The organism is Faecalibacterium sp. IP-1-18, from assembly GCF_023347355.1.
GTDB lineage: Bacteria > Bacillota > Clostridia > Oscillospirales > Ruminococcaceae > Faecalibacterium > Faecalibacterium prausnitzii.
On sequence record NZ_CP094472.1, the window covers coordinates 2,953,167 to 2,973,953 of the forward strand.

The following is a 20,787-nucleotide window of genomic DNA, read 5'->3' on the forward strand; positions in this document are numbered from 1 at the left end:
TTACAGTCAGGATAAATCAGCTATAAATCGTTTATTTTGTCATTGTTCTGCATTTCGTTTATACCGCAGCGGGGTCTGCACCTCGGCGCGGATCTTGCCAAGATAGGTGCGGGTCTGCTCTGCGCCCTGCAAAATAGACTCTACCTGCGCTTTCTGCTCTGCGGTCAAATCGTCATCCTCTGCCAGCAGTTCCGCGTTGCCCTCGATGATGGTCAGCGGCGTTTTCAGCTTGTGGGACAGCTGAATGATCTGCTCCCGCTGCCGCTGCTCCATGGCCCACTGCTTCTGCAGGCTGCCGGTCAGGGCGTCGCCCATGGTCTGCAATGCCTGTAAAGTGCTCTCGTATTCCCGCACCTTCGCGCCGGAAAACACCGCGCTGTCCAGATCCTTCCGTGCCACCGCCTGTGCTGCGGCGGTCAGCTTTTCGGTCTCCCGGGTCAGGAAGCGCCCGGTCCTGTGGGTGCTCCACACCACCGCGCCTACCAACAGCAGAATGCCCAGAATGCAGTGCACGGTCTGCATATCCGGCAGCACACCCCGCAGCGCAGGGTCGGCGTAGGGCACGGCATAGTCAAATTGCAGCAGGCAAACCGTTCCGTCCTGCAATTTTGACGTCATATAATACTGCGTGTAGCCAAAATGCCAGTGGGTTTTCCCCTGCCGGTTCTCCATTGCCCGCTGCAAGTGCCCGGCATCCATGTTGGTGGCCAGCACCTCGCTGCTGTCCGGCGCGGCAAACAGAGCGTAGCGGCACAAGGAGTCCAGTTGGGTCTCGTCAAAGGTGGCAGCAGTCATACCCGGTAAAACGTCCTGTGCGGCTTTCTGACAGGCCTGTGCAGCTTGATTCGCGGGAAGAAACAACTCGCCGTTCTGGATCCACAGCATCAGCGCCAGCAGCCACCCCACCGCGACCAGCAGGCAGGCCAGCGCCGTGCGCACCAGATATTGCAGCAGCACGCTGCGCAGAGAGGTCAGTCTTCGCTTTTCCATCGGTATCCCACGCCCCATACGGTATTGAGCAGCTTTTCCGGCTCCGGCACGCCCGCCGCCCGCAGCTTTGCCCGGATATTTTTGATGTGCTGTGTCACGGCAGTGTCGTCCGCAGTGCCGTCAATACCAAAAACCGCTTCGTAAATTTGCTCCTTGGTAAAGGTTTGCCCTGCGTGCAGCGCCAGATACTCGCAGATGGCATACTCCGAGCGGGTCAAGGGCAGCACTGTGCCCTCCACCGCCGCGCTCCGGGCGGTCAGGTCAAAGGCCACGCCGCTGCGCACCATCCGGTGCGCCGGGGTGCGGCTCTGCCGCCGCAGATGTGCCGCCACCCGCGCCCGCAGCTCTGCCACCCGGAAGGGCTTGGACAAAAAGTCGTCTGCCCCGATGCCCAGCCCCTCCAGCACAGCTGCCTCGTCGGTGCGGGCACTCAGAAACAGGATGGGGACTTCAGTCAGGCTGCGGATGCGCCGACAGACCGCAAAGCCGTCCTCCCCGGGCATCATCACGTCCAGCAGGATGCAGTCTGCCCAGCGGCAGAGCGCCTCGGTCAGATCTCTGCCCGCCTGCCGCGTTTCTACCCGGTGGCCGTCCCGCTCCAAAGTGGTGCGGATCAGCTTGCAGAGCTCCAGATTGTCATCCATTGCCAGAATGTTTGCCACAAAATCACCTCAACATGTTATAAACAAGGCACGATGCCCCATACAGCAGGTACACATGGGCGGGGTAGAACCAGTAGAACAGCTGCTTGTGTCCGCTGCCGCGCTGCCCGTTGTACAGCAGCATCAGCAACACCGCCGCCACCTCGAACCACTCGTAGTAGTCGGTGAACATCTGCGTCCAGACAAAACCCTCCTGTCGGCAAGCCATCCCAAAGGTCAGCGCAAAGTCACACAGGAAAATCACCAGTGCCCATACTGTCAGCTGCACTTTGCGCCGTCCGCGCAATGCATACAGCAGCACACCGCCCAGCAGAAAACTCCAGCTGCCGTCCGTGATGCCTGTCCACATGGGCAGCGGGCTGGTGATGACAAAGGCCACGACTGACGAAGCGATGGGCATCTCCTGTACCCCGGGGAAAAGCAGCAGAAATACTACCACCACATACGGCCAGCACAGAACGGCGGCAATAGCGCCAATGCCCTTTGCGTATTTTTTCTCCCGCAGCCAGTCGATGCCCTGCCAGACGATGCACAGCAGCATCAGATCCTGAAAAATAGCATTCAGCGGGTAAAAGTCATCCCCGCGCCGGAAGGCCTTGGCGTAGATCATAAAGAATTCCAGCGCCGCCATAGCTGTGCCGATAGCCCAGATGCGGATAAAATACCGCTTGCGGTCATGGGTGTGGGCAAAGCCCTCCACCGTGCAGAACAGAAACAGCGGCGCACTGAGCCGCCCCAGCATACTGAACACCGTCGGGATGCAGCCGGTGAATTCAAAGAAATAATGAATGTGGTCCAGCACCATCAGCGCCAGTGCAATGGTCTTGAGCTGGGTACCGTCCAGCCCTTTTTTCGTTAATTTGTCCATATAGACTCTCCTTTCTTTGTGCATCCAGTGTAACAGGAAAATCTGTAGAAAGTATAAGGTTCTGCCTTTTATGATACTATTTTCTGCCCCGAAATGCAATAAAAAAGCCCTGAGACTTTCATCTCAGAGCTCTTTATTAAGTCGGCGACTACCTATTTTCACAAGCCGTTTCCAGCTAACTATCTTCGGCACAAGTAAGCTTAACTTCTGTGTTCGGAATGGGAACAGGTGGAACCTTACCGTCATCGACACCGACCGATTTGACTGAATCAGTATAACACATTTCTGTGCTTCTGTCCAGTATTTCTTAGAAGGACGTGCCTTCAAAACTGAATAATCACTGCTAACATTTTTTCGTTGACTTAAAAGTCTCAAGCGAATTGTGGTCAAGCCCTCGACCTATTAGTACACGCTTGCTGAATGGATCACTCCACTTACACATCGTGCCTATCAACCTTGTAGTCTTCAAGGGGTCTTACTTGTTTGAAACAATGGGATATCTTATCTTTGGGTCGGCTTCACGCTTAGATGCTTTCAGCGTTTATCCGATCCGTACATAGTTGCCCAGCTATGCCCTTGGCAGAACAACTGGTGCGCCAGAGGTACGTCCGCTCCGGTCCTCTCGTACTAGGAACAGCTCCCATCAAATATCCTGCGCCCACGACAGATAGGGACCGAACTGTCTCACGACGTTCTGAACCCAGCTCGCGTACCGCTTTAATTGGCGAACAGCCAAACCCTTGGGACCGAATACAGCCCCAGGATGCGATGAGCCGACATCGAGGTGCCAAACCTCCCCGTCGATGTGGACTCTTGGGGGAGATCAGCCTGTTATCCCCAGGGTAACTTTTATCCGTTGAGCGATGGCATTTCCACTCACATACCACCGGATCACTAACTCCAACTTTCGTTACTGCTCGACCCGTCAGTCTCGCAGTTAGGCTCGCTTCTGCGTTTGCACTCTTTTGCTTGATTTCCGTTCAAGCTGAGCGAACCTTTGAACGCCTCCGTTACTCTTTAGGAGGCGACCGCCCCAGTCAAACTGCCCACCTAACAATGTCCCCCGCCTTGATTCAAAGGCGCAGGTTAGAATTCCAATATCGCAAGGATGGTATCCCAACGGCCACTCCACAAATGCCAAAGCACTTGTTTCCCTGTGTCCCATCTATCCTGTGCATGCAACATCGAAACCCAATATTAGGCTACAGTAAAGCTCCATGGGGTCTTTCCGTCTTGTCGCGGGTAACCGGCATCTTCACCGGTACTACAATTTCGCCGGGCGGGCTGTCGAGACAGTGCCCAAATCATTACGCCTTTCATGCGGGTCAGAACTTACCTGACAAGGAATTTCGCTACCTTAGGACCGTTATAGTTACGGCCGCCGTTCACTGGGGCTTCGATTCAATGCTTGCACATCTCCTCTTAACCTTCCAGCACCGGGCAGGCGTCAGCTCGTATACGTCATCTTTCGATTTAGCACAAACCTGTGTTTTTGGTAAACAGTTGCTTGGGCCGATTCTCTGCGGCTCCATCTCTGGAGCACCCCTTCTCCCGAAGTTACGGGGTCAATTTGCCGAGTTCCTTAACAACCCTTCTCCCGTTGGCCTTAGAATCTTCTTCCTACCTACCTGTGTCGGTTTGCGGTACGGGCACCGCAGAAATACACACAGCTTTTCTCGCCATCTTCCATCCCGGACTTCGGTACTAACTTCCCTCGATCGCTACCGGAACCAACACCCGGCTCCGAGACTTCAAATGTGTCCCTGTGCTTAACTCTTTTGGTGGTGACGGAATCTCTACCGTCTGTGCATCGGCTACGCCGTTAGGCCTCACCTTAGCTCCCGACTAACCTGGAGCGGACGAACCTTCCTCCAGAAACCTGAGGCTTTCGGCCATGCAGATTCTCACTGCATTCGCGCTACTCATTCCGGCATTCTCACTTCTATACACTCCACAGCCGCTTGCGCTACTGTTTCACCGCGTATACAACGCTCCCCTACCCAATACATTGCTGTATTGCCTAAGCTTCGGTGTCAGGTTTAGCCCCGTTAAATTCTCCGCGCAAAGACGCTCGACCAGTGAGCTATTACGCACTCTTTGAATGTGTGGCTGCTTCTGAGCCAACATCCTGGTTGTCTACGTATCTTCACATCGTTTTCCACTTAACCTGACTTTGGGACCTTAGCTGTAGATCTGGGCTGTTTCCCTTTTGACAATGACATTTATCTGACACTGTCTGACTCCCAAGCATCAATACTCTGGCATTCTGAGTTTGATAAGCTTCGCTAACCTCTCGGCCGCTAGGCTATTCAGTGCTTTACCTCCAGGTATCTAACTTGAGGCTAGTCCTAAAACTATTTCGGGGAGAACCAGCTATCTCCGGGTTCGATTGGAATTTCTCCGCTACCCACAGTTCATCCGCCGCCTTTTCAACGGAGGTCGGTTCGGTCCTCCATGGAATTTTACTTCCACTTCAACCTGACCATGGGTAGGTCACCCGGTTTCGGGCCCATTGTATGCAACTTAACGCCCTTTTCAAACTCGCTTTCGCTTCGGCTCCAGACCTTAAGTCCTTAACCTTGCTGCATACAATCGCTCGCCGGACCGTTCTACAAAAAGTACCCTATCACACATTGACGTGCTCTAGGTGCTTGTAGGCACAGGGTTTCAGGTTCTTTTTCACTCCCCTCCCGGGGTGCTTTTCACCTTTCCTTCACAGTACTATACGCTATCGGTCACTGGGTAGTATTTAGGGTTGGAGGGTGGTCCCCCCGTATTCCGACCAGGTTTCACGTGTCTGGCCGTACTCTGGAACTCGCTCAGCTCTCTCCGTTTTCACCTACGTGGTTCTCACACTCTCTGACCGGCCTTCCCATGCCGTTCGGTTAACAGATTAAGTCCTAAAAGCAGTCCGTACCCCGGAAGTATTTCTACTTCCGGTTTGCCCTCTTCCGCGTTCGCTCGCCACTACTTACGGAATCTCGTTTGATGTCTCTTCCTCGCCCTACTTAGATGTTTCAGTTCAGGCGGTTCCCTCGATATACCTATTTTTAAGTTCAGTATAACGTACCTGAGTATGAACCCAGGTGAGTTTCCTCATTCAGAAATCTCCGGATCAATGCTTATTTGCAGCTCCCCGAAGCTTATCGCAGCTTATCACGTCTTTCATCGGCTCCCAGTGCCAAGGCATTCGCCCTGCGCCCTTGTTCGCTTGACCTTTCAAACGTTCTTTAAGAACATTTGGTATCCTCTTGATTCTCTCTTGCCAACGAAGATTATTGTTACCCTTCCTTTTGAAATTGTAATATTTCTTAAAAAAGAACTTACTATAATCTTTGTTTCGCAGTTATTATTCAGTTTTCAAGGTACGTCTTTGAGTGTCCTTTTCAGGGCCCTCAAAATCGAACAATATCTACTTAAACTTTAACTTGTCACCTGTTCCAATGACCGACCATCTTAGATGCTCTGTCATTGCCTGACTCCTTAGAAAGGAGGTGATCCAGCCGCAGGTTCTCCTACGGCTACCTTGTTACGACTTCACCCCAATCACCAGTTTTACCTTCGGCGGCGTCCTCCTTGCGGTTAGACTACCGACTTCGGGTCCCCCCGGCTCTCATGGTGTGACGGGCGGTGTGTACAAGGCCCGGGAACGTATTCACCGCAGCATGCTGATCTGCGATTACTAGCAATTCCGACTTCGTGCAGGCGAGTTGCAGCCTGCAGTCCGAACTGGGACGTTGTTTCTGAGTTTTGCTCCACCTCGCGGTCTTGCTTCTCTTTGTTTAACGCCATTGTAGTACGTGTGTAGCCCAAGTCATAAAGGGCATGATGATTTGACGTCATCCCCACCTTCCTCCGTTTTGTCAACGGCAGTCTGGCCAGAGTCCTCTTGCGTAGTAACTGACCATAAGGGTTGCGCTCGTTGCGGGACTTAACCCAACATCTCACGACACGAGCTGACGACAACCATGCACCACCTGTCTCTGCGTCCCGAAGGAAAAACATATTTCTATGTCCGTCGCAGGATGTCAAGACTTGGTAAGGTTCTTCGCGTTGCGTCGAATTAAACCACATACTCCACTGCTTGTGCGGGCCCCCGTCAATTCCTTTGAGTTTCAACCTTGCGGTCGTACTCCCCAGGTGGATTACTTATTGTGTTAACTGCGGCACTGAAGGGGTCAATCCTCCAACACCTAGTAATCATCGTTTACAGTGTGGACTACCAGGGTATCTAATCCTGTTTGCTACCCACACTTTCGAGCCTCAGCGTCAGTTGGTGCCCAGTAGGCCGCCTTCGCCACTGGTGTTCCTCCCGATATCTACGCATTCCACCGCTACACCGGGAATTCCGCCTACCTCTGCACTACTCAAGAAAAACAGTTTTGAAAGCAGTTCATGGGTTGAGCCCATGGATTTCACTTCCAACTTGTCTTCCCGCCTGCGCTCCCTTTACACCCAGTAATTCCGGACAACGCTTGTGACCTACGTTTTACCGCGGCTGCTGGCACGTAGTTAGCCGTCACTTCCTTGTTGAGTACCGTCATTATCTTCCTCAACAACAGGAGTTTACAATCCGAAGACCTTCTTCCTCCACGCGGCGTCGCTGCATCAGGGTTTCCCCCATTGTGCAATATTCCCCACTGCTGCCTCCCGTAGGAGTCTGGGCCGTGTCTCAGTCCCAATGTGGCCGTTCAACCTCTCAGTCCGGCTACCGATCGTCGCCTTGGTGGGCCATTACCTCACCAACTAGCTAATCGGACGCGAGGCCATCTCAAAGCGGATTGCTCCTTTTCCCTCTACCCGATGCCGGGTCGTGGGCTTATGCGGTATTAGCAGTCGTTTCCAACTGTTGTCCCCCTCTTTGAGGCAGGTTCCTCACGCGTTACTCACCCGTTCGCCACTCGCTTGAGAAAGTAAACCTCCTCTCGCTCGTTCGACTTGCATGTGTTAGGCGCGCCGCCAGCGTTCGTCCTGAGCCAGGATCAAACTCTTTATAAATGATATTTATCACTTAAAAGTGTTAAATCTTGTTTCGCTCAGCACGCAATCGCTTGCGTCCTGTGTGAATTACTTTTGTTTGGAATTGTTTACCGTGTTTTTCCAACACGAAAATAGGTTCCGTTACAAGTTCTTTCGATATTGTTCAATTTTCAAGGTCCTGTGCGCCTCAGCCTTTCGGCTGACAGCTTATTTATTTTATCACTTTCGTGATAAATTGTCAAGCACTTTTTTGAGAAGCTTTTGAACTTTTCTGAACTTGGAGCGCTTCAGGTTTCTCGGTATCAGCCGGAACTTTTCAGCGTCTATTGGTTCTTTTCAAGGGCTTCCTGCTGAGGCTTCAGAAGTCATTCTTTTGTCTCAGCGCTTGGCGCTCAAGTATAATACCACACCCCGGCAATCTTGTCAACACTTTTTGACATCTTTTTTCCAATTTCTTTGCACGGGGGGTAAATGCCCTCTCCACTCCTCTCCCAGCAAAAGCCTTGCGTATCGGCGGCGGGTGCGCTATTATATATTATATACATTATAGAGCGCTGCGAAAGGAGCCCTGACCATGATCCTCACCGTCAATATCGGCAACACCCACATTACTGTGGGCGGCTACGAGCAAGATACCCTTATTTTCTGCGGGCGGCTGCACTCCGACCCCGCTGCCACGGTGGAGGAATACGCCATCCGGCTGGTGAACCTGTTACAGCTGTACGGGGTATCCCCGGCGCAGATCGAGGGCGGCATTCTGGGCAGCGTGGTGCCCATGCTCAGCGGGCGGGTGCTGGCGGCCTTACAGCTTTTATGCAAGGCGCGCATCCTGACCGTGGGACCAGGGCTGAAAAGCGGCATCAAGCTGCGGCTGGACAACCCCGCGCAGCTGGGTGCAGAGCTGCTGTGCGGCGCGGTGGCGGCGCTGGCAGAGTGCCCCGGGCCGCTGGTGGTCATCTCGGCAGACACGGCCATCTCCCTGATGGCGGTGAACGCCAAGCAGGAACTTGTGGGCGGCGTGATCCTGCCCGGGCCGCAGCTTTCCATGAATGCGCTGGTGCAAAAGACTGCCCAGCTGCCCCAGATCGACCCTGCCGCCCGCGCCCCGGAGTCGGTGCTGGGCAAGAGCACCTCGGCCTGCTTACAAAACGGCTTTGTGCTGGGCACTGCCAGCCTGCTGGACGGTCTGGCCGACCGCTTCTGCGCCGAGCTGGGCGCGCAGACCGCCTTTTACGCCACCGGCGATTTGCCCCGCTCCATCCGGGAGGCCTGCCGCACCCCCATCCACTACCGCGAGACCCTGATCACCGACGGCCTGCACCGCATCTGGCTGCGAAACCGGAAGGGCTGACGATTTTCGTTTGCATTTTGCATTCCGATGTGTTATACTGTGTTGTACCCACCAAAGGGGTACGGCATTTGCGATCGTAGCTCAGCTGGATAGAGCGTTCGGCTCCGACCCGGAAGGCCAGAGGTTCGAATCCTCCCGGTCGCACCAAACAATGAAAATCCGAACCTTTTCTCGATAGGAGAAGGGTTCGGATTTTTTGTTTTCTTCGGAAAGCAAGATGAAGGCTCCTTCCCGATGGCTGTGTGTCCAAAACCTTATCAGAAGAACCGTATAACAAAAGTCACAACTGTAAAGGTGCCGTAAGGCAGAAAGGACACAAACATGAAGTACGATGCAAGAGCCTGCAAATTCAACATGGACACCGGGTGCGTGGAACTGCTGCTCCAGGATGGGAGAAAAATCTCCATCGACTGCACCGGGGTCGAGGATGCGTTGGATGTTACCATGGCACAGAGGTCAGAGTTGGACTACCTCATTTATAATGACCCACTTGGTTATGCCGATTTGATTCTGAACGGCAATCTAGAAGAATACTTGAAAAACGTAACCGGGAGCCATGGGCTAGAAGATTAAGAGAAAAGCGCAGAGCACCTTATTCAGAGTGCTCTGCGCTTTTCTGCATCTTGCGCCATTGTTGCGGGGTCATGCCGTACTTTTGCCGGAACAGTTCGTAGAAGTGGGTGCGGTTGGTAAATTTGAGTTGTAGGGCGATCTCACTGACGGAAAGTGTTGTTTCCCGCAGCAGCCGTTCAGCCTTCTGGAAACAGAAGGTCATGCCGTAATCGAAAAGACACAGACCGGTGCGGCGCTGGACGATGGAATTGAGATAGCTGCCATTGTAATTCAAAAGCCGTGCTAGTTCACTGCGAGGCAGCCGCCCGTCGGTATCCTCCAGCAAACGGCTGATGCGCAGAAAGAGCAGGCTTTCGGGGCTGCTGCTCAGGTGCACCGGGGTGACATAGAACCCGGACGACAGAAAATCGAACAGTTCGCAAAGTGCGCCCTTCAAATAATAGGTGGCGGCGGCACTGGGTTCGTGCAGGATGTGGGTCATGCGGGCGATGAGCGTTGCCAGGGTTTGAACACTATCGGTGTTTTCCGGTGTGGGGAAAAGGTCCTGATACTCCTTTCGGAGGTCCTGGCCCAGATTGGCCAGCATAAACTGCAAAACGGGATTTTCCGGCAGATGACGCTCGGCTTCAAATAATTGCAGGGATGCAGATTCCGTCAGGCTGCGGACAAAATCTGCGGACAGACCAATAAAACAGAGCTTGGCGGGGCCGATGAAGCGTTCGTTATGGAGGATGCTGCGATTCACCAGACAGCAGGTCCCGGCACGGTAGGGGTATTCTTTTTCCTCAATCTGTTGGATGACCTCCCCTTCCAGCACCAGCATCAGCTCAAAATAATCGTGGCGGTGCAGCGGACGGGAGCTGAGGGTGCGGAATAGGCTATCCATCGAGTTTTCGTGCAGCCAGCAGCCATTGGGGGAATACATCTGGATGCTGTATTGGTCGGTTTCTCCCAGACCGGTACAGGACTCCAGGGTGATCTGCACCGGAGCAAGGAGCTTGAAAAAGCGAGAGAGCTGGCTGCCCTGGTTCTCCACTTCCAAAATATTCTCGTAGCTGGTGGAATCCGGTTTCATGAAAGAGTCTCCTTTTTTCGCAATGTGCGAATATGATACAATCCGATGGATGCGGCACACGATGCTGTCATTGTGGAATGTGAACGGAATTGCTAAAATATAGGCACAATACAAAAACATTCTGTAAAAGCTGTGCGGCCGATGGCTTTATTATAGAGTGCTTTTGAAAAAATGTAAAGCGACAGACGCATTCTGTCGCCGTGAATGATACAGCACATCTTGAAAGGAGAATCCCCATGTCTGCTACTGCAACGACAGAGAAAAAATATCTGAAATGGTATCAGAAGCTGGCCTACGGTTCCGGCGATCTGGCCTCTAACTGCTCCTATGGTCTGGTTTCCAGCTTTGTACTGCTTTATCTGACCGGAACACTGGGTCTGGACAGCGCCATCATTGGCTCTTTGATGCTGGCTTCCAAGGTTCTGGACGGCATCAGCGATGTGATCTTTGGCACCCTGATCGACCGCACCCACTCCAAGCTGGGCAAGGCACGTCCGTGGATGCTGTTTGGTCAGGTAGGTGTTTCCCTCTGCCTGTTTTTGCTGTTTGCCATCCCGGCTGGCAGTACCACCATGCAGTATATCTACTTCTTCATCGTGTACACGGCACTGAACGCAGTGTTCTATACTGCCAACGGCATTGCATATTCCTCTCTGGTGGCACTGATCACCAAGAACAACAATGAGCGTGTGCAGCTGGGCTCCTTCCGTTTTATGTTTGCGGTCGTCACCAACATCTTTATGGGCTTTGCCGTTACCGGCATGGTGGAGAAGTTCGGCAGCGGTGCCGCAGGCTGGCGTACCACGGCTCTGATCTTCGCGATCGTTGGTCTGGTGGTCAACACCATCAGCTGCCTTGCAGTTAAAGAGCTGCCGGAGGAAGAACTGAGCGGCAACACCAGCGAAGCCGCAGAGGAAGGCAAAGCAGTTGCCGAGGAGAAAAAGCATGGCTTTGCCGAGACTGCTAAGATCCTCGTCCACAACAAGTATTACCTGATGATCCTTGCCATCTACATCGTGTACTATATCATGAGCAACCTGACCACCGGTGCCGGTGTGTTCTGCGCCACCTATTACTGGGGCGATGGCAGCCTGCTGGGTCAGTTCTCCATGATGAAGATGTTCCCTGTTATCATCGCACTGGCCTTTGCGCCTGTCCTCATCAAAAAGACCGGCAGTATGCAGAAGGTCAACTTCTGGGGCTACGCCATCAGCAGCGTGCTGGGCATTCCCATGATCTACTTTGCCATGCAGAAGAATCTCTCCATGTTCCTGCTGTTCATGTTCATCAAGGGCGTCTTTGCAGGTACCCTCAGCGGCTCTTTGAACGCTCTTATTGCTGAGGCCAGCGGCTACACCACACGCACCACCGGCGTCCACATGGACGGTATGATGTACAGCTGCTCCTCTCTGGGCGTGAAGGTCGGCGGCGGCATCGGTACTGCGGCTGTGGGTTGGCTGTTGAAGCTGGGCGGCTTTGTGGGCACCGCAACGGTCCAGAGCGAAAGCGCCATTCGGATGATCTTCAACCTGTACATCACCTTCCCCTTTGTGATTGGCATCATTATTACAGTGCTGCTGGCTTTCCTTGATGTGGAAAAGGCCAATAAGAAGTGGGATGCTGAACACAAGAAAGAGGCACAGGCATGATTCGACAGAATTTCAACGCAGATTGGACGGTAGAAAAGGGCGATGGCAATTCCCGGATGAATTCCTTTCTGGGAAATACCCAGACCAAAACCGTGCATCTGCCCTATGATGCCATGATCCATGAAGCCCGCACCCCGGACACAAAAAACGGTGCACAGACCGGCTTCTACCCCGGCGGCGAGTACATTTTTCAGAAGCATTTCACCGCACCGCAGGCGTGGCAAGGCAAGCCGGTGTCCCTCGTATTTGAGGGCGTGTACCAGACGGCGCTGGTCTACCTGAACGGCTGGCTGCTGACCCGGAACGTGAACGGCTATGCGGAGTTTACCGTGGAGGCTGGTCCCTACCTGAAATATGGTGCCGACAACCTGCTGAAGGTCATTGCAGATAACAGTCTGGAACCCAACAGCCGCTGGTATACCGGCAGCGGCATCTACCGCCCGGTGCGGCTGCTGGTGGGCAACAAGGTCTATCTGCCGCAGGATACCGTGCGTATCACCACCCGGGAGGCGGACGAGGGCTTTGCCCTGCTGGATGTGACGGCACAGGTGCAGTCTGCCAGCACTGTTACAGAACGGGTGACCCTGCAGCAGACCATCTGCCGGAAGGGCACGGCAGTGCTCACCGACCGGCAAAACCTCCTGCTCCAACCCGGCGAAAGCAGAACCGTCTCCTTCCGGTACTGCGTGGACAGCCCGGCTCTGTGGAGCCCGGAGAACCCCAACCTCTACACCAGCACCATGCAGGTGCTGGAGGGCGAGGAAGAACTGGACCGGGAAGAGACCGGCTTCGGCATCCGTACCCTGAGCATCGATGCAGCGCATGGGGTACGCATCAACGGGCAGACCGTCAAGCTACGGGGTGCCTGCATCCACCACGACAACGGCATTCTTGGTGCAGCTACCCTGCCCGATGCCGAGGAGCGCCGCATTCGTCAACTAAAGGAAGCGGGCTTCAACGCCATCCGCTCCTCCCATCACCCGGCAGGGCGGGCGCTGCTGGATGCCTGCGACCGGTACGGTGTGCTGGTAATGGACGAACTGAGCGACGTATGGAATGTGCGGAAAAATCCCTACGACTATGCTCTGTACTTTGAGCAGGACTGGAAGCCCACCATTCAAAAGATGGTGGCCAAGGATTACAACCATCCCAGTGTCATTTTGTACTGTGTGGGCAACGAAATCTCCGAGGTAGGTTCGGAAAGCGGAGCAGAGACCAACCGTCGGCTCTGCAACACCTTCCGGGAACTGGATCCCACCCGCTACACCACCAACGCCCTCAACGGCCTTATGGCAGCCGGTTACCGCCTGCGGGAGATCATGGGGGATGTGATGCGAAAGTTCCCGGCACAGCCCGGTCCCTCCGGCGGCGATGGCGGCGGCAGCAATGCCCTGAACAGCTTTATGAGCCTGATGTCCGGGGAAAAGGGGGATTACTTTGCCACCCATCCGCTGCTGACTGAGGCGCTGTCCGGCTGCGAGGATTCCTGCGATGTGATCGGTCTGAACTACCTTACCGGACGCCATGTGCTGGAGCATGAACTGCACCCCCACAAGGCAGTGCTAGGCACCGAGACTTACCCAGCAGACATCGTGCGGCTGTGGCGCATCGTGGAGGAGAATCCTCACATGATCGGCGACTTCACATGGGCTGGCTACGACTATCTGGGGGAGGCAGGCTGCGGCATCTTCCATTACGATGGTGGTGCCAACTTCAGCAGCATCTACCCGGAACGCACCGCCTACATTGGAGATCTGGATCTGCTGGGCAACCGCCGCCCCATCAGCTATCTGCGGGAGATCGTTTACGGTCTGCGGAAGGCACCTTATCTGGCAGTGCTGCGGATGGAACACAACGGTCAGACCTCCAGCAAAACGCCTTGGATGTTCAAGGATAACCTTGCCAGCTGGACATGGCCCGGTTTTGAGGGACAGACGGCTTCGGTGGATGTGTACTCCGCCTCGGAGGAGGTGGAGCTGTTCCTGAACGGAGCTTCTCTGGGCCGCCGTGCCATGGTGGATTTTACCGCCACCTACAGTGTGCCCTACACTCCCGGCGAGCTGAAGGCTGTGGGCTATACCGGCGGTGTGTGTGACGGCGAGTTCACGCTGCGCACCGCACAGGATGCACAGATGACCCTTACAGCAGATCGTAAGACCCTGCAAGCTAACGGCGAGGATGCCGCTTTTGTGATGATCCAATTCGTGGATGCAAATGGCACCGCAGATCTGCACACCAAGCACACCCTGAAGGTGGAGTTGGAGGGTGCAGGCATTCTGGAAGCCGTAGGCAGCGCAAACCCCTGCTCCGAGGAGCGTTACGACACCCCGGAAAGCGAGACCTTTGACGGCTGCTGTATGGCGGTGATCCGCGCAGGAGAAGCTGCGGGCGAAATTCATCTGACCGTCACAGCTGATGACAGCGTTCAGAAGCAGCTGACGATTCTGGTTCAGAAAGCAGAGGGCTGAATCTCAAAAAGCCGGTGAAGGCTCAAAACAAAAACAGGGTGCGCCCCTGAATAGGACGCACCCTGCCAAAGACCACAGACGATAACGATATGTACAACAGGGCGTTCCCCAGAGCAGAGTTCCCATAAAACAGTATTTGCAAAAGTTCCCGCAATGGGGCAGATTTGGCGTGACTCCGGTCACGCCTTTTCTTTTGCTTCCAGTTCATCCAGAGGGATATACCCCAGCCCATCATACTTAATATGGATGTGCTGCACCCGCTTTCCGCTGGACTTATCCGGGGCATCCACATAGATGGCCGACACCAGTTCACGGAGAGCATAAGGGGTGAGTTCTTCAATATGAACGTACTTGTGCGCTTTCTGGACGAACTTCTCAATATTCTCGCTCTGCTGTTCCTGTACTTCGATTTCCTGCTGGATAGAGAGGGCTTCCTCTTCCAGATGCTTCTGTTCGGCATCGTAGCTCTGGCTCATCATGTCAAAGCGTTCATCGCTCAGCTTTCCGCTGGCGTTATCCTCGTAGATTTTCATGAACAGCCGTTTGAGGTCTGCAATCCGCTTCTCATTCCGGGCAAGCTGCTTCTTCAGGACGGTCAGCTTTTCGGTGCTTTCCACCCGAAGCTGCTCCTCCATGACCTTGCGGAAGTAGTCTTCATGACGGAGAATGTAGTCCGTCACCCGCTGAACATGATTCAGTACACGTCCTTCCAGAACCTTTACCCGGATGAAGTGTCCCTTGCACTTGCTCCCGTTCTTCTTGTGCAGAGAGCAATCAAAGAAGTCTTGACTGAAGTCCCTGTTGTTGGACGAACCATATTGCATCTTAGAACCGCAGTCAGCGCAGTAGACCATACCGGAGAAAATGCTGCTCTTGCCTGTCCGGGTCATGCGGTGACGCTGGTTACGAATCTCCTGAACCTTTTCAAACACATCATCGTCAATAATGCGCTCATGTGTATCTAGGAAGATAGCCTGATTTTCCACAGGATTCAGATGTCTCTTTTTATCCCAGATAGAGTTAGTATAGGTCTTGAAGTTGACTGTGCAGCCAGTGTACTCCCGGCGTTCCAGAATCAAACTTACTGCTCTTTTATCCCAGCGGTAAGGGTCTTCCGGGGCAGGTGCGTTTGTACTCCGGCCATGGCTCAACTTGTAGGCGGTAGGAGTCAGAACTTCATCTGCCCACAGTTGGTTCGCAATTTGGGTCGGCCCACGTCCCTCCATGCACATGGAGAAGATGCGCTTCACAATCGCAGCCGCTTCCGGGTCAACAAGCCAATGCTTCGGGTTCTCCGGGTCTTTCACATAGCCGTAGGGGACATTGACCGTCAGCGGTACTCCACGCTCTCCCTTGGCCTTCTGGACAGCCCGAATCTTGCGGCTGGTATCGCGGGCGTAAAACTCGTTGAACCAGTTCTTAATGCCCGCAAAATCGTTGTTTACGCTGTTCGGGTCAATGGTGTCGTAATTGTCGTTAATGGCAATGTAGCGAACGCCATACTGGGGAAAGGTGAAGTTTGTGTACAGACCCGTCAAGGCAGAGTTGCGCCCCAGTCGGGACAGGTCTTTTGTGATAACGATTCCTACACGCCCTGCTTCGATCTCGACCAGCATACTCTGAAAGCCGGGGCGGTCATAGTTCGTGCCAGAATAGCCATCATCAACAAAGAACACCGGGTTCGAGAAGTGGTTCTTTTTAGCGTAGTCCAAAAGGATATCCTTCTGGTTCTCGATAGAAAGGCTTTCGCCGAGTCGCTCGTCCTCCTGCGACAGTCGGCAGTAAAGTGCGGTGATTTTATTCGTTGCTCCAGACATTGTTGTGTCCTCCTTATTCTGTGGAGCAACTGTCAGTACAGGATTGGTTACCGGGTCAAGTATAGCAGAATTGGGCGCAGTTGTCATTCGTCTGCACCCTCATCTTCAAATTTTTGCTGGGCGTTCTTGGCAACAATGCGCTCCAGCTTCTTTAAAAAGGACTCCTTGCCCTCATAGCTGCCGGTCACGGTATAGGTGGTGTGACCGACTTTCTCCGTGGTGGTCAGTTCTGGAATCCAGAAGGCGGACAGGTTCTTGACATGGAGATTGCCGTTCTCATCTACATAGGAGCCGTGCTTCTTCTGCTCTTCGGTCAAGGGCTGCCGCTTGAAATAGATTTCATTTTCGGAGATGCTCACGGTTTCGCTGGCCTGCTCCTTCGGGGTATCGTCATACAGCTGGGCGAAAAATGCCAGTGCATCTTCGGGTGAGTCTTCCTCCATGAGCTGCTCGAAAATCCGCTGTTCCTCTGCCGAGAGGTTATTCCATGCGGCTTCCAACTCCTGCTCGTTGGCTGCGTTGACAAAGGCTTCGATCTCTTTTTTCATGGTGCATCCTCCTTTGGCTGCGAAAAGCGTTTTTTCAAAAAGTATGGGTTTTCGTGAGAGCAAGAATCGTCCCGTGGCCACAAATTTTCAATTCTTGAAAATTTCCTGCCCCTTTGGGACAGCTTCTTGTTGGGGCGTGCCTGCCCCAAACCCTGCTAGGTGATTTCATTCTTGGTGGTTGCTATATTGCTTATATGCCTTTTCAAATCCTGATTTGTTATATATGATAAATTTATAACATTCTCCATCTTTCATGGAAATTGCTGCAACAGGAACGACCATCTGACTCCATGAAAGCTCCCTTATCTCGTTCATGGGCAATACAAGGTTGCGATACAGTGGACTGACTGTGAGCTTTTGAGTTGAATATGTAATGCTCTGTTCATCAATGTACAAACCACCGCCAATGATTCCATTACGGCATAAGCTACACACAAAAGTTTTTCCCATAATATTACCGCCTCCTATTAGTTGATGGTTGGTTAAGTTGAGTATATCATATTGATTTCCAGAAGAACACCCCTATATAGGAGATTTTAGCCGTTTTACTGCGTACGTGCGTACGAGAGATTGGTACGCACGTACGCAGCGATTTGCCCGAAGCGCACCCTATATAGCCGTTTCCCCCTCGGAGAGCCCACTACACTTTGCAGACCGCAGGGCTGAAAGCGTCATAGTGGGTTATTACACTTCCGCAGAAGTGCCTTTTCCTCGCCGCAGACAGCCCGGTGCACCTTTGTGAGAGCTTTCTGTCCAGCGAATCCACATCGCCCACAGGCGATGTGAGCAGGGATTCCAAAGGGGCGCAGCACCCTTGGCACACGACTTTGGTACAAAGTCTAGTGTGTTACACCTTTCCAGAGGTGTATACGTTCCTGAAATGCAAAAAGCCCCATACCCAACACCTTAACGGTGCGGACATGGGACTTGATGCTTCCTCGGCCTAGCCGGGTACTCCGTAACCAATCCTGACAGGCAGTTGCCGTGTCATTTTTCGAAAACTGTTTTACGAATACCCAGCAAGTGGGAACTTCCTGTTTTTCGTTGTTTGCATGATGGGCCTGTTCCGCCTGCCATGCGGCAAACTCCCGCTGACCTTCCTCGCTGTTCCAGCAGGCAAGGATGGCCGGGTAGAACGCCCGTGCCAGACGGTCGATGACATCATCGGGGTAAGGGGAAATGTTTGTGGACTTTTTCTTTTTGTTCAAACGCACGCTCCTTTGATCGTCCCACCGTGGCAAAGCCGGGCGAGAAAATCAAAGTTCCAATTTTTATCAGGCGCAAGGGCGCGGATGCTTTCCGCCCTGCACTTGCGGCTGGGGGCTCGTTGATGGCTTACAGGTGTCTGTTGTTATGCGGTCTTTTCTTCTTCAAGGGCTTCTGCAAGAGCCTTTTCCAGATAGGTTTCGATTTCAGTCAGGTAGTTAGCAGGCCTCTGCATTGCGAAGCGGAGAACCTTCTGCTTTTCCGGGTCAGTGAAATAGCTGGGATTGTTTTTGAGCGTTTTCTTCCATGAGTTTTTCATCATTTCGGTCGCACGGCTCAAGGATTTGTAAACCTTCATAAACTCGTCCGGCACATGATAGCACCGGAATTCTTCTGTTTGTGGCGTGGGCATGGGAACGGGTTCCGCTTTTTCAGGCTCAAATTCAGCGCTGGCAGATTCCAACACTTCCAATGCCTCTGGATGCAGGATTTGAGCAAGGACATCTGAACGATGCTCGACACTTGCCTGCACAAGCTTGGACATTTCTTCGTTGGTGAACTTCACTTCACCGGAAAAGACTTTCTGCTTGATGCCGGGAGAGAGGTTGTCCGCAATGTCGATGCCTCGTGTATAGTGGCTGGCACGGAGAACAGAGGCACGGCTGACACCGTTTTCTTCTGCGATTCGGTCGCAGGTTTTCTTCCCGGAGTGGTGGTTATCATCGTGAGCACCACCACTTTTCTTTGCTAAAGTGTACTGATTGCCCCGAAAGATTTTTGCAGCCTTCTTCTCGGCTTCGTACTGCTTCCCAAGCAGATAGCGTTTCTGTTCGGGACTCAGGTTTCGCCGTCCCAACTGATTCCGGCAAATCCACGCAATGGCTTCTTCGCGGTTCTCAAATCGGAGCGGCATGGTAGAGAAATAAATCTCCGGGTGCTTCTGAAGAATCGCATAACGGTTGTGACCATCAACGAGGGTGTTGTTCCAGACGATCAAAGGAGAGAGCAGCTTGCCTTCCTTGAGGATGTTTTCTTCAAGCTGCTTGTACTCATCGTCCGTCAGCGGCGGGATCTGATTCTGGAACTCCGGGTCGATTTTCAGATTGATCATACGCACAACTCCTTATCTCTCGTGATGTTGCGTCCGTTCGTCCTCCCGGAAGAACAGGGCAACATTCTGTTTTGCATCTTTCAGCTTGAGCAGTTCGATCTTGGCTTCCTTGTACTGCTCATAGAACTGGGCCTTTTCGGAAGCAAGAGCGCAGTATTCCGCTTCCAGCTTGTTCGGACTTGGCAGTTTAGTGATGTTGTTTGCCTTGAGATAGGCTGCTGCTGTCCGGTATGCTGTCAGCTCTGCACGATGCTGTTCTTCAAAGGTTGCGGGGGATTTGGCAGCGTTCCGTTTCTGCGCGAGCGGTCGGTACTGCTTGTAGGAAGCAGCATAACGGCGCAGTGTTTGGTTGTTTGCCATGCGGGTTTCGAGGTCTTTCACTACGGCCAGCGATTCATGGAACTTGGTGTCAAGCTCTGCAATTCTCTGGTCGAGTGCGTCCTCGTTGAGCAGACCTTTCTCCTGCAAAAGAATCAAGGTCTGCGCCATGGCTTTGAGGTTGTGCTTCTTCGCCCAACGCTCATAGCCGATGCCCTTGCCCTGCTTCAGTTTTGCCTGAATGTCCACCAGCTTCTTGATTCGGTCGGGTTTTTCCTCAAGATTGCTGTGGAGGATAATGGGCTGGCTCTTGGCATTTTCTTTCAAGGTGGCAAGCACGAGTTCTTTCTCAAACTTGTCACCGAGGCTGTGCGCCCGGATAAACTTCTTTCTTCCGGCAGGCAGGTAGCTGAGCTGTCCACGGCTTTCCTTAACGGTAATGCCGTACTGCTGCAAGAGCCTGTCCGAGAAATCTTCAAAGCTCATTGCGACATTGAGCACATCCGAGATCTGCTTCCGCAAAATTTCTTTTGCGGTTTCAAACTTCGTTTGTGTGGGCTGCTGTCCGGCGGCAAGCAGGGCTGCGTTTTCACGGTCAAGTTTCATCTGACCGCGCCGTTTCATCCAGTATTCACGCTCGCTCACGCGCTTTTTCGAGCTGAGCAGGTCGATCTGGTACAGCTTGGCATCCTGACACATTTCCATGACTGCGACACGCAAATGCCGCATGGTCTGGGCAGTGCTGGAGTGCTTCATGCCCTCTAGCCAGTCACGGGGCTTCTGCATATAGGGTTTGCGCTCCACTTCTCGTGTTCGGATGCTGCCGATCACGATGTGGACATGGATGTTTCCCGAATGGTTGTGCCCATCGGGGTGGGTGCAGACGATGGCAGGATGAGCGGGGAAGTTGTCCTTGCAGAACTGCAAGCCAAGGGCTTGCGCCCGCTCCATGGTCAGGCCGTTCTCTACTGCGTCCTTCGGGTCGAAGCTGATGATATAATGGTGGGTCTTCACGTCCGCAGACTGTTCGTAAAACAGTATTCAACAAATGACACGGCAACTGGATGTCAGGATTGGTTACTGTTCACTCCGCTAGGCCTAAAAAGCATTAAGTCCCATGACCACACCGCCGAGGTGTTGGCCATGGGACTTTTTGTGTCTGGGAGCGGCA

General features: G+C 53.3%; 14 protein-coding genes, 1 tRNA gene and 3 rRNA genes. 5 read left to right on the forward strand and 13 right to left on the reverse strand.

Annotated features, from left to right (window positions below; genetic code table 11):
* Positions 1–39: 39 nt before the first annotated feature.
* From MTP43_RS14000 to MTP43_RS14025, 6 genes are all read right to left on the reverse strand, one after another.
* Positions 40–990 (reverse strand): histidine kinase dimerization/phospho-acceptor domain-containing protein, encoded by a 951-nt coding sequence (locus MTP43_RS14000; protein WP_005922784.1) that lies wholly within the window; start codon positions 988–990, stop codon positions 40–42.
* Positions 972–1,652 carry a response regulator transcription factor gene (locus tag MTP43_RS14005; RefSeq protein ID WP_044960186.1) on the reverse strand — a complete coding sequence of 227 codons (681 nt, stop codon included), beginning with the start codon at positions 1,650–1,652 and terminating at the stop codon, positions 972–974. The genes MTP43_RS14000 and MTP43_RS14005 overlap by 19 nt, the downstream gene beginning before the upstream one ends.
* 4 nt (positions 1,653–1,656) lie before the next feature.
* Positions 1,657–2,520 carry a TraX family protein gene (locus MTP43_RS14010; RefSeq protein ID WP_044960188.1) on the reverse strand — a complete coding sequence of 288 codons (864 nt, stop codon included), beginning with the start codon at positions 2,518–2,520 and terminating at the stop codon, positions 1,657–1,659.
* 139 nt (positions 2,521–2,659) lie between these two features.
* A 5S ribosomal RNA gene (rrf, locus tag MTP43_RS14015) occupies positions 2,660–2,776 on the reverse strand.
* 126 nt (positions 2,777–2,902) lie between these two features.
* A 23S ribosomal RNA gene (locus MTP43_RS14020) occupies positions 2,903–5,737 on the reverse strand.
* 270 nt (positions 5,738–6,007) lie between these two features.
* Positions 6,008–7,518, reverse strand: a 16S ribosomal RNA gene (locus tag MTP43_RS14025).
* The 16S, 23S and 5S rRNA genes sit together here, the layout of an rRNA operon.
* 556 nt (positions 7,519–8,074) lie before the next feature.
* Between MTP43_RS14025 and MTP43_RS14030 the strand changes: the two genes are divergently transcribed.
* The 3 genes from MTP43_RS14030 (at position 8,075) to MTP43_RS14040 (ending at position 9,424) form a co-directional block, all read left to right on the forward strand.
* Complete coding sequence (locus tag MTP43_RS14030) at positions 8,075–8,851, forward strand: type III pantothenate kinase (protein ID WP_015537045.1); 777 nt, start codon at positions 8,075–8,077, stop codon at positions 8,849–8,851.
* Positions 8,852–8,921: 70 nt separating this feature from the next.
* Positions 8,922–8,998 (forward strand) — tRNA-Arg (locus MTP43_RS14035).
* Positions 8,999–9,172: 174 nt separating this feature from the next.
* Positions 9,173–9,424: a DUF6061 family protein gene (locus MTP43_RS14040; RefSeq protein ID WP_112121690.1), complete on the forward strand. Its 252-nt coding sequence runs from the start codon at positions 9,173–9,175 to the stop codon at positions 9,422–9,424.
* Positions 9,425–9,443: 19 nt separating this feature from the next.
* Here the strand turns inward: MTP43_RS14040 and MTP43_RS14045 are convergent, their stop codons facing one another.
* Positions 9,444–10,499: a helix-turn-helix domain-containing protein gene (locus MTP43_RS14045; RefSeq protein WP_242983622.1), complete on the reverse strand. Its 1,056-nt coding sequence runs from the start codon at positions 10,497–10,499 to the stop codon at positions 9,444–9,446.
* 236 nt (positions 10,500–10,735) lie between these two features.
* Between MTP43_RS14045 and MTP43_RS14050 the strand changes: the two genes are divergently transcribed.
* On the forward strand, positions 10,736–12,148 hold the full coding sequence (locus MTP43_RS14050; RefSeq protein ID WP_005934545.1) for an MFS transporter: 1,413 nt from the start codon (positions 10,736–10,738) through the stop codon (positions 12,146–12,148).
* Positions 12,145–14,616, forward strand: a complete 2,472-nt coding sequence (locus MTP43_RS14055; RefSeq protein WP_015537047.1) for a glycoside hydrolase family 2 protein — start codon at positions 12,145–12,147, stop codon at positions 14,614–14,616. Before MTP43_RS14050 ends, MTP43_RS14055 begins: the two co-directional genes overlap by 4 nt.
* A 179-nt stretch (positions 14,617–14,795) precedes the next feature.
* On the opposite strand, the gene MTP43_RS14060 is transcribed toward MTP43_RS14055, so the two are convergent.
* The 6 genes from MTP43_RS14060 to MTP43_RS14085 form a co-directional block, all read right to left on the reverse strand.
* On the reverse strand, positions 14,796–16,520 hold the full coding sequence (locus MTP43_RS14060) for a recombinase family protein (protein ID WP_442900572.1): 1,725 nt from the start codon (positions 16,518–16,520) through the stop codon (positions 14,796–14,798).
* Positions 16,517–16,981 carry a hypothetical protein gene (locus tag MTP43_RS14065; RefSeq protein ID WP_005922204.1) on the reverse strand — a complete coding sequence of 155 codons (465 nt, stop codon included), beginning with the start codon at positions 16,979–16,981 and terminating at the stop codon, positions 16,517–16,519. Before MTP43_RS14065 ends, MTP43_RS14060 begins: the two co-directional genes overlap by 4 nt.
* A gap of 165 nt (positions 16,982–17,146) precedes the next feature.
* Positions 17,147–17,431: a hypothetical protein gene (locus MTP43_RS14070; protein WP_015538118.1), complete on the reverse strand. Its 285-nt coding sequence runs from the start codon at positions 17,429–17,431 to the stop codon at positions 17,147–17,149.
* A gap of 389 nt (positions 17,432–17,820) precedes the next feature.
* Positions 17,821–18,195, reverse strand: a complete 375-nt coding sequence (locus MTP43_RS14075) for a hypothetical protein (RefSeq protein ID WP_249234921.1) — start codon at positions 18,193–18,195, stop codon at positions 17,821–17,823.
* Positions 18,196–18,332: 137 nt separating this feature from the next.
* Entirely contained in the window at positions 18,333–19,298 is a 966-nt protein-coding gene (locus MTP43_RS14080) for a hypothetical protein (protein ID WP_249234922.1), read from the reverse strand.
* A 12-nt stretch (positions 19,299–19,310) separates the two neighbouring features.
* Positions 19,311–20,630: a relaxase/mobilization nuclease domain-containing protein gene (locus tag MTP43_RS14085; protein ID WP_249234923.1), complete on the reverse strand. Its 1,320-nt coding sequence runs from the start codon at positions 20,628–20,630 to the stop codon at positions 19,311–19,313.
* Between the last annotated feature and the right edge of the window lie 157 nt (positions 20,631–20,787).

Excerpts from the sequence above, each read along its gene's own strand:
- MTP43_RS14000 (WP_005922784.1), bottom strand. The coding sequence starts at position 990 with ATGGAAAAGCGAAGACTGACCTCTCTGCGCAGCGTGCTGCTGCAATAT.
- MTP43_RS14010 (WP_044960188.1), bottom strand. The coding sequence starts at position 2,520 with ATGGACAAATTAACGAAAAAAGGGCTGGACGGTACCCAGCTCAAGACC.
- MTP43_RS14030 (WP_015537045.1), top strand. The coding sequence starts at position 8,075 with ATGATCCTCACCGTCAATATCGGCAACACCCACATTACTGTGGGCGGC.
- MTP43_RS14040 (WP_112121690.1), top strand. The coding sequence starts at position 9,173 with ATGAAGTACGATGCAAGAGCCTGCAAATTCAACATGGACACCGGGTGC.
- MTP43_RS14045 (WP_242983622.1), bottom strand. The coding sequence starts at position 10,499 with ATGAAACCGGATTCCACCAGCTACGAGAATATTTTGGAAGTGGAGAAC.
- MTP43_RS14050 (WP_005934545.1), top strand. The coding sequence starts at position 10,736 with ATGTCTGCTACTGCAACGACAGAGAAAAAATATCTGAAATGGTATCAG.
- MTP43_RS14055 (WP_015537047.1), top strand. The coding sequence starts at position 12,145 with ATGATTCGACAGAATTTCAACGCAGATTGGACGGTAGAAAAGGGCGAT.
- MTP43_RS14060 (WP_442900572.1), bottom strand. The coding sequence starts at position 16,520 with ATGACAACTGCGCCCAATTCTGCTATACTTGACCCGGTAACCAATCCT.
- MTP43_RS14065 (WP_005922204.1), bottom strand. The coding sequence starts at position 16,981 with ATGAAAAAAGAGATCGAAGCCTTTGTCAACGCAGCCAACGAGCAGGAG.
- MTP43_RS14070 (WP_015538118.1), bottom strand. The coding sequence starts at position 17,431 with ATGGGAAAAACTTTTGTGTGTAGCTTATGCCGTAATGGAATCATTGGC.
- MTP43_RS14080 (WP_249234922.1), bottom strand. The coding sequence starts at position 19,298 with ATGATCAATCTGAAAATCGACCCGGAGTTCCAGAATCAGATCCCGCCG.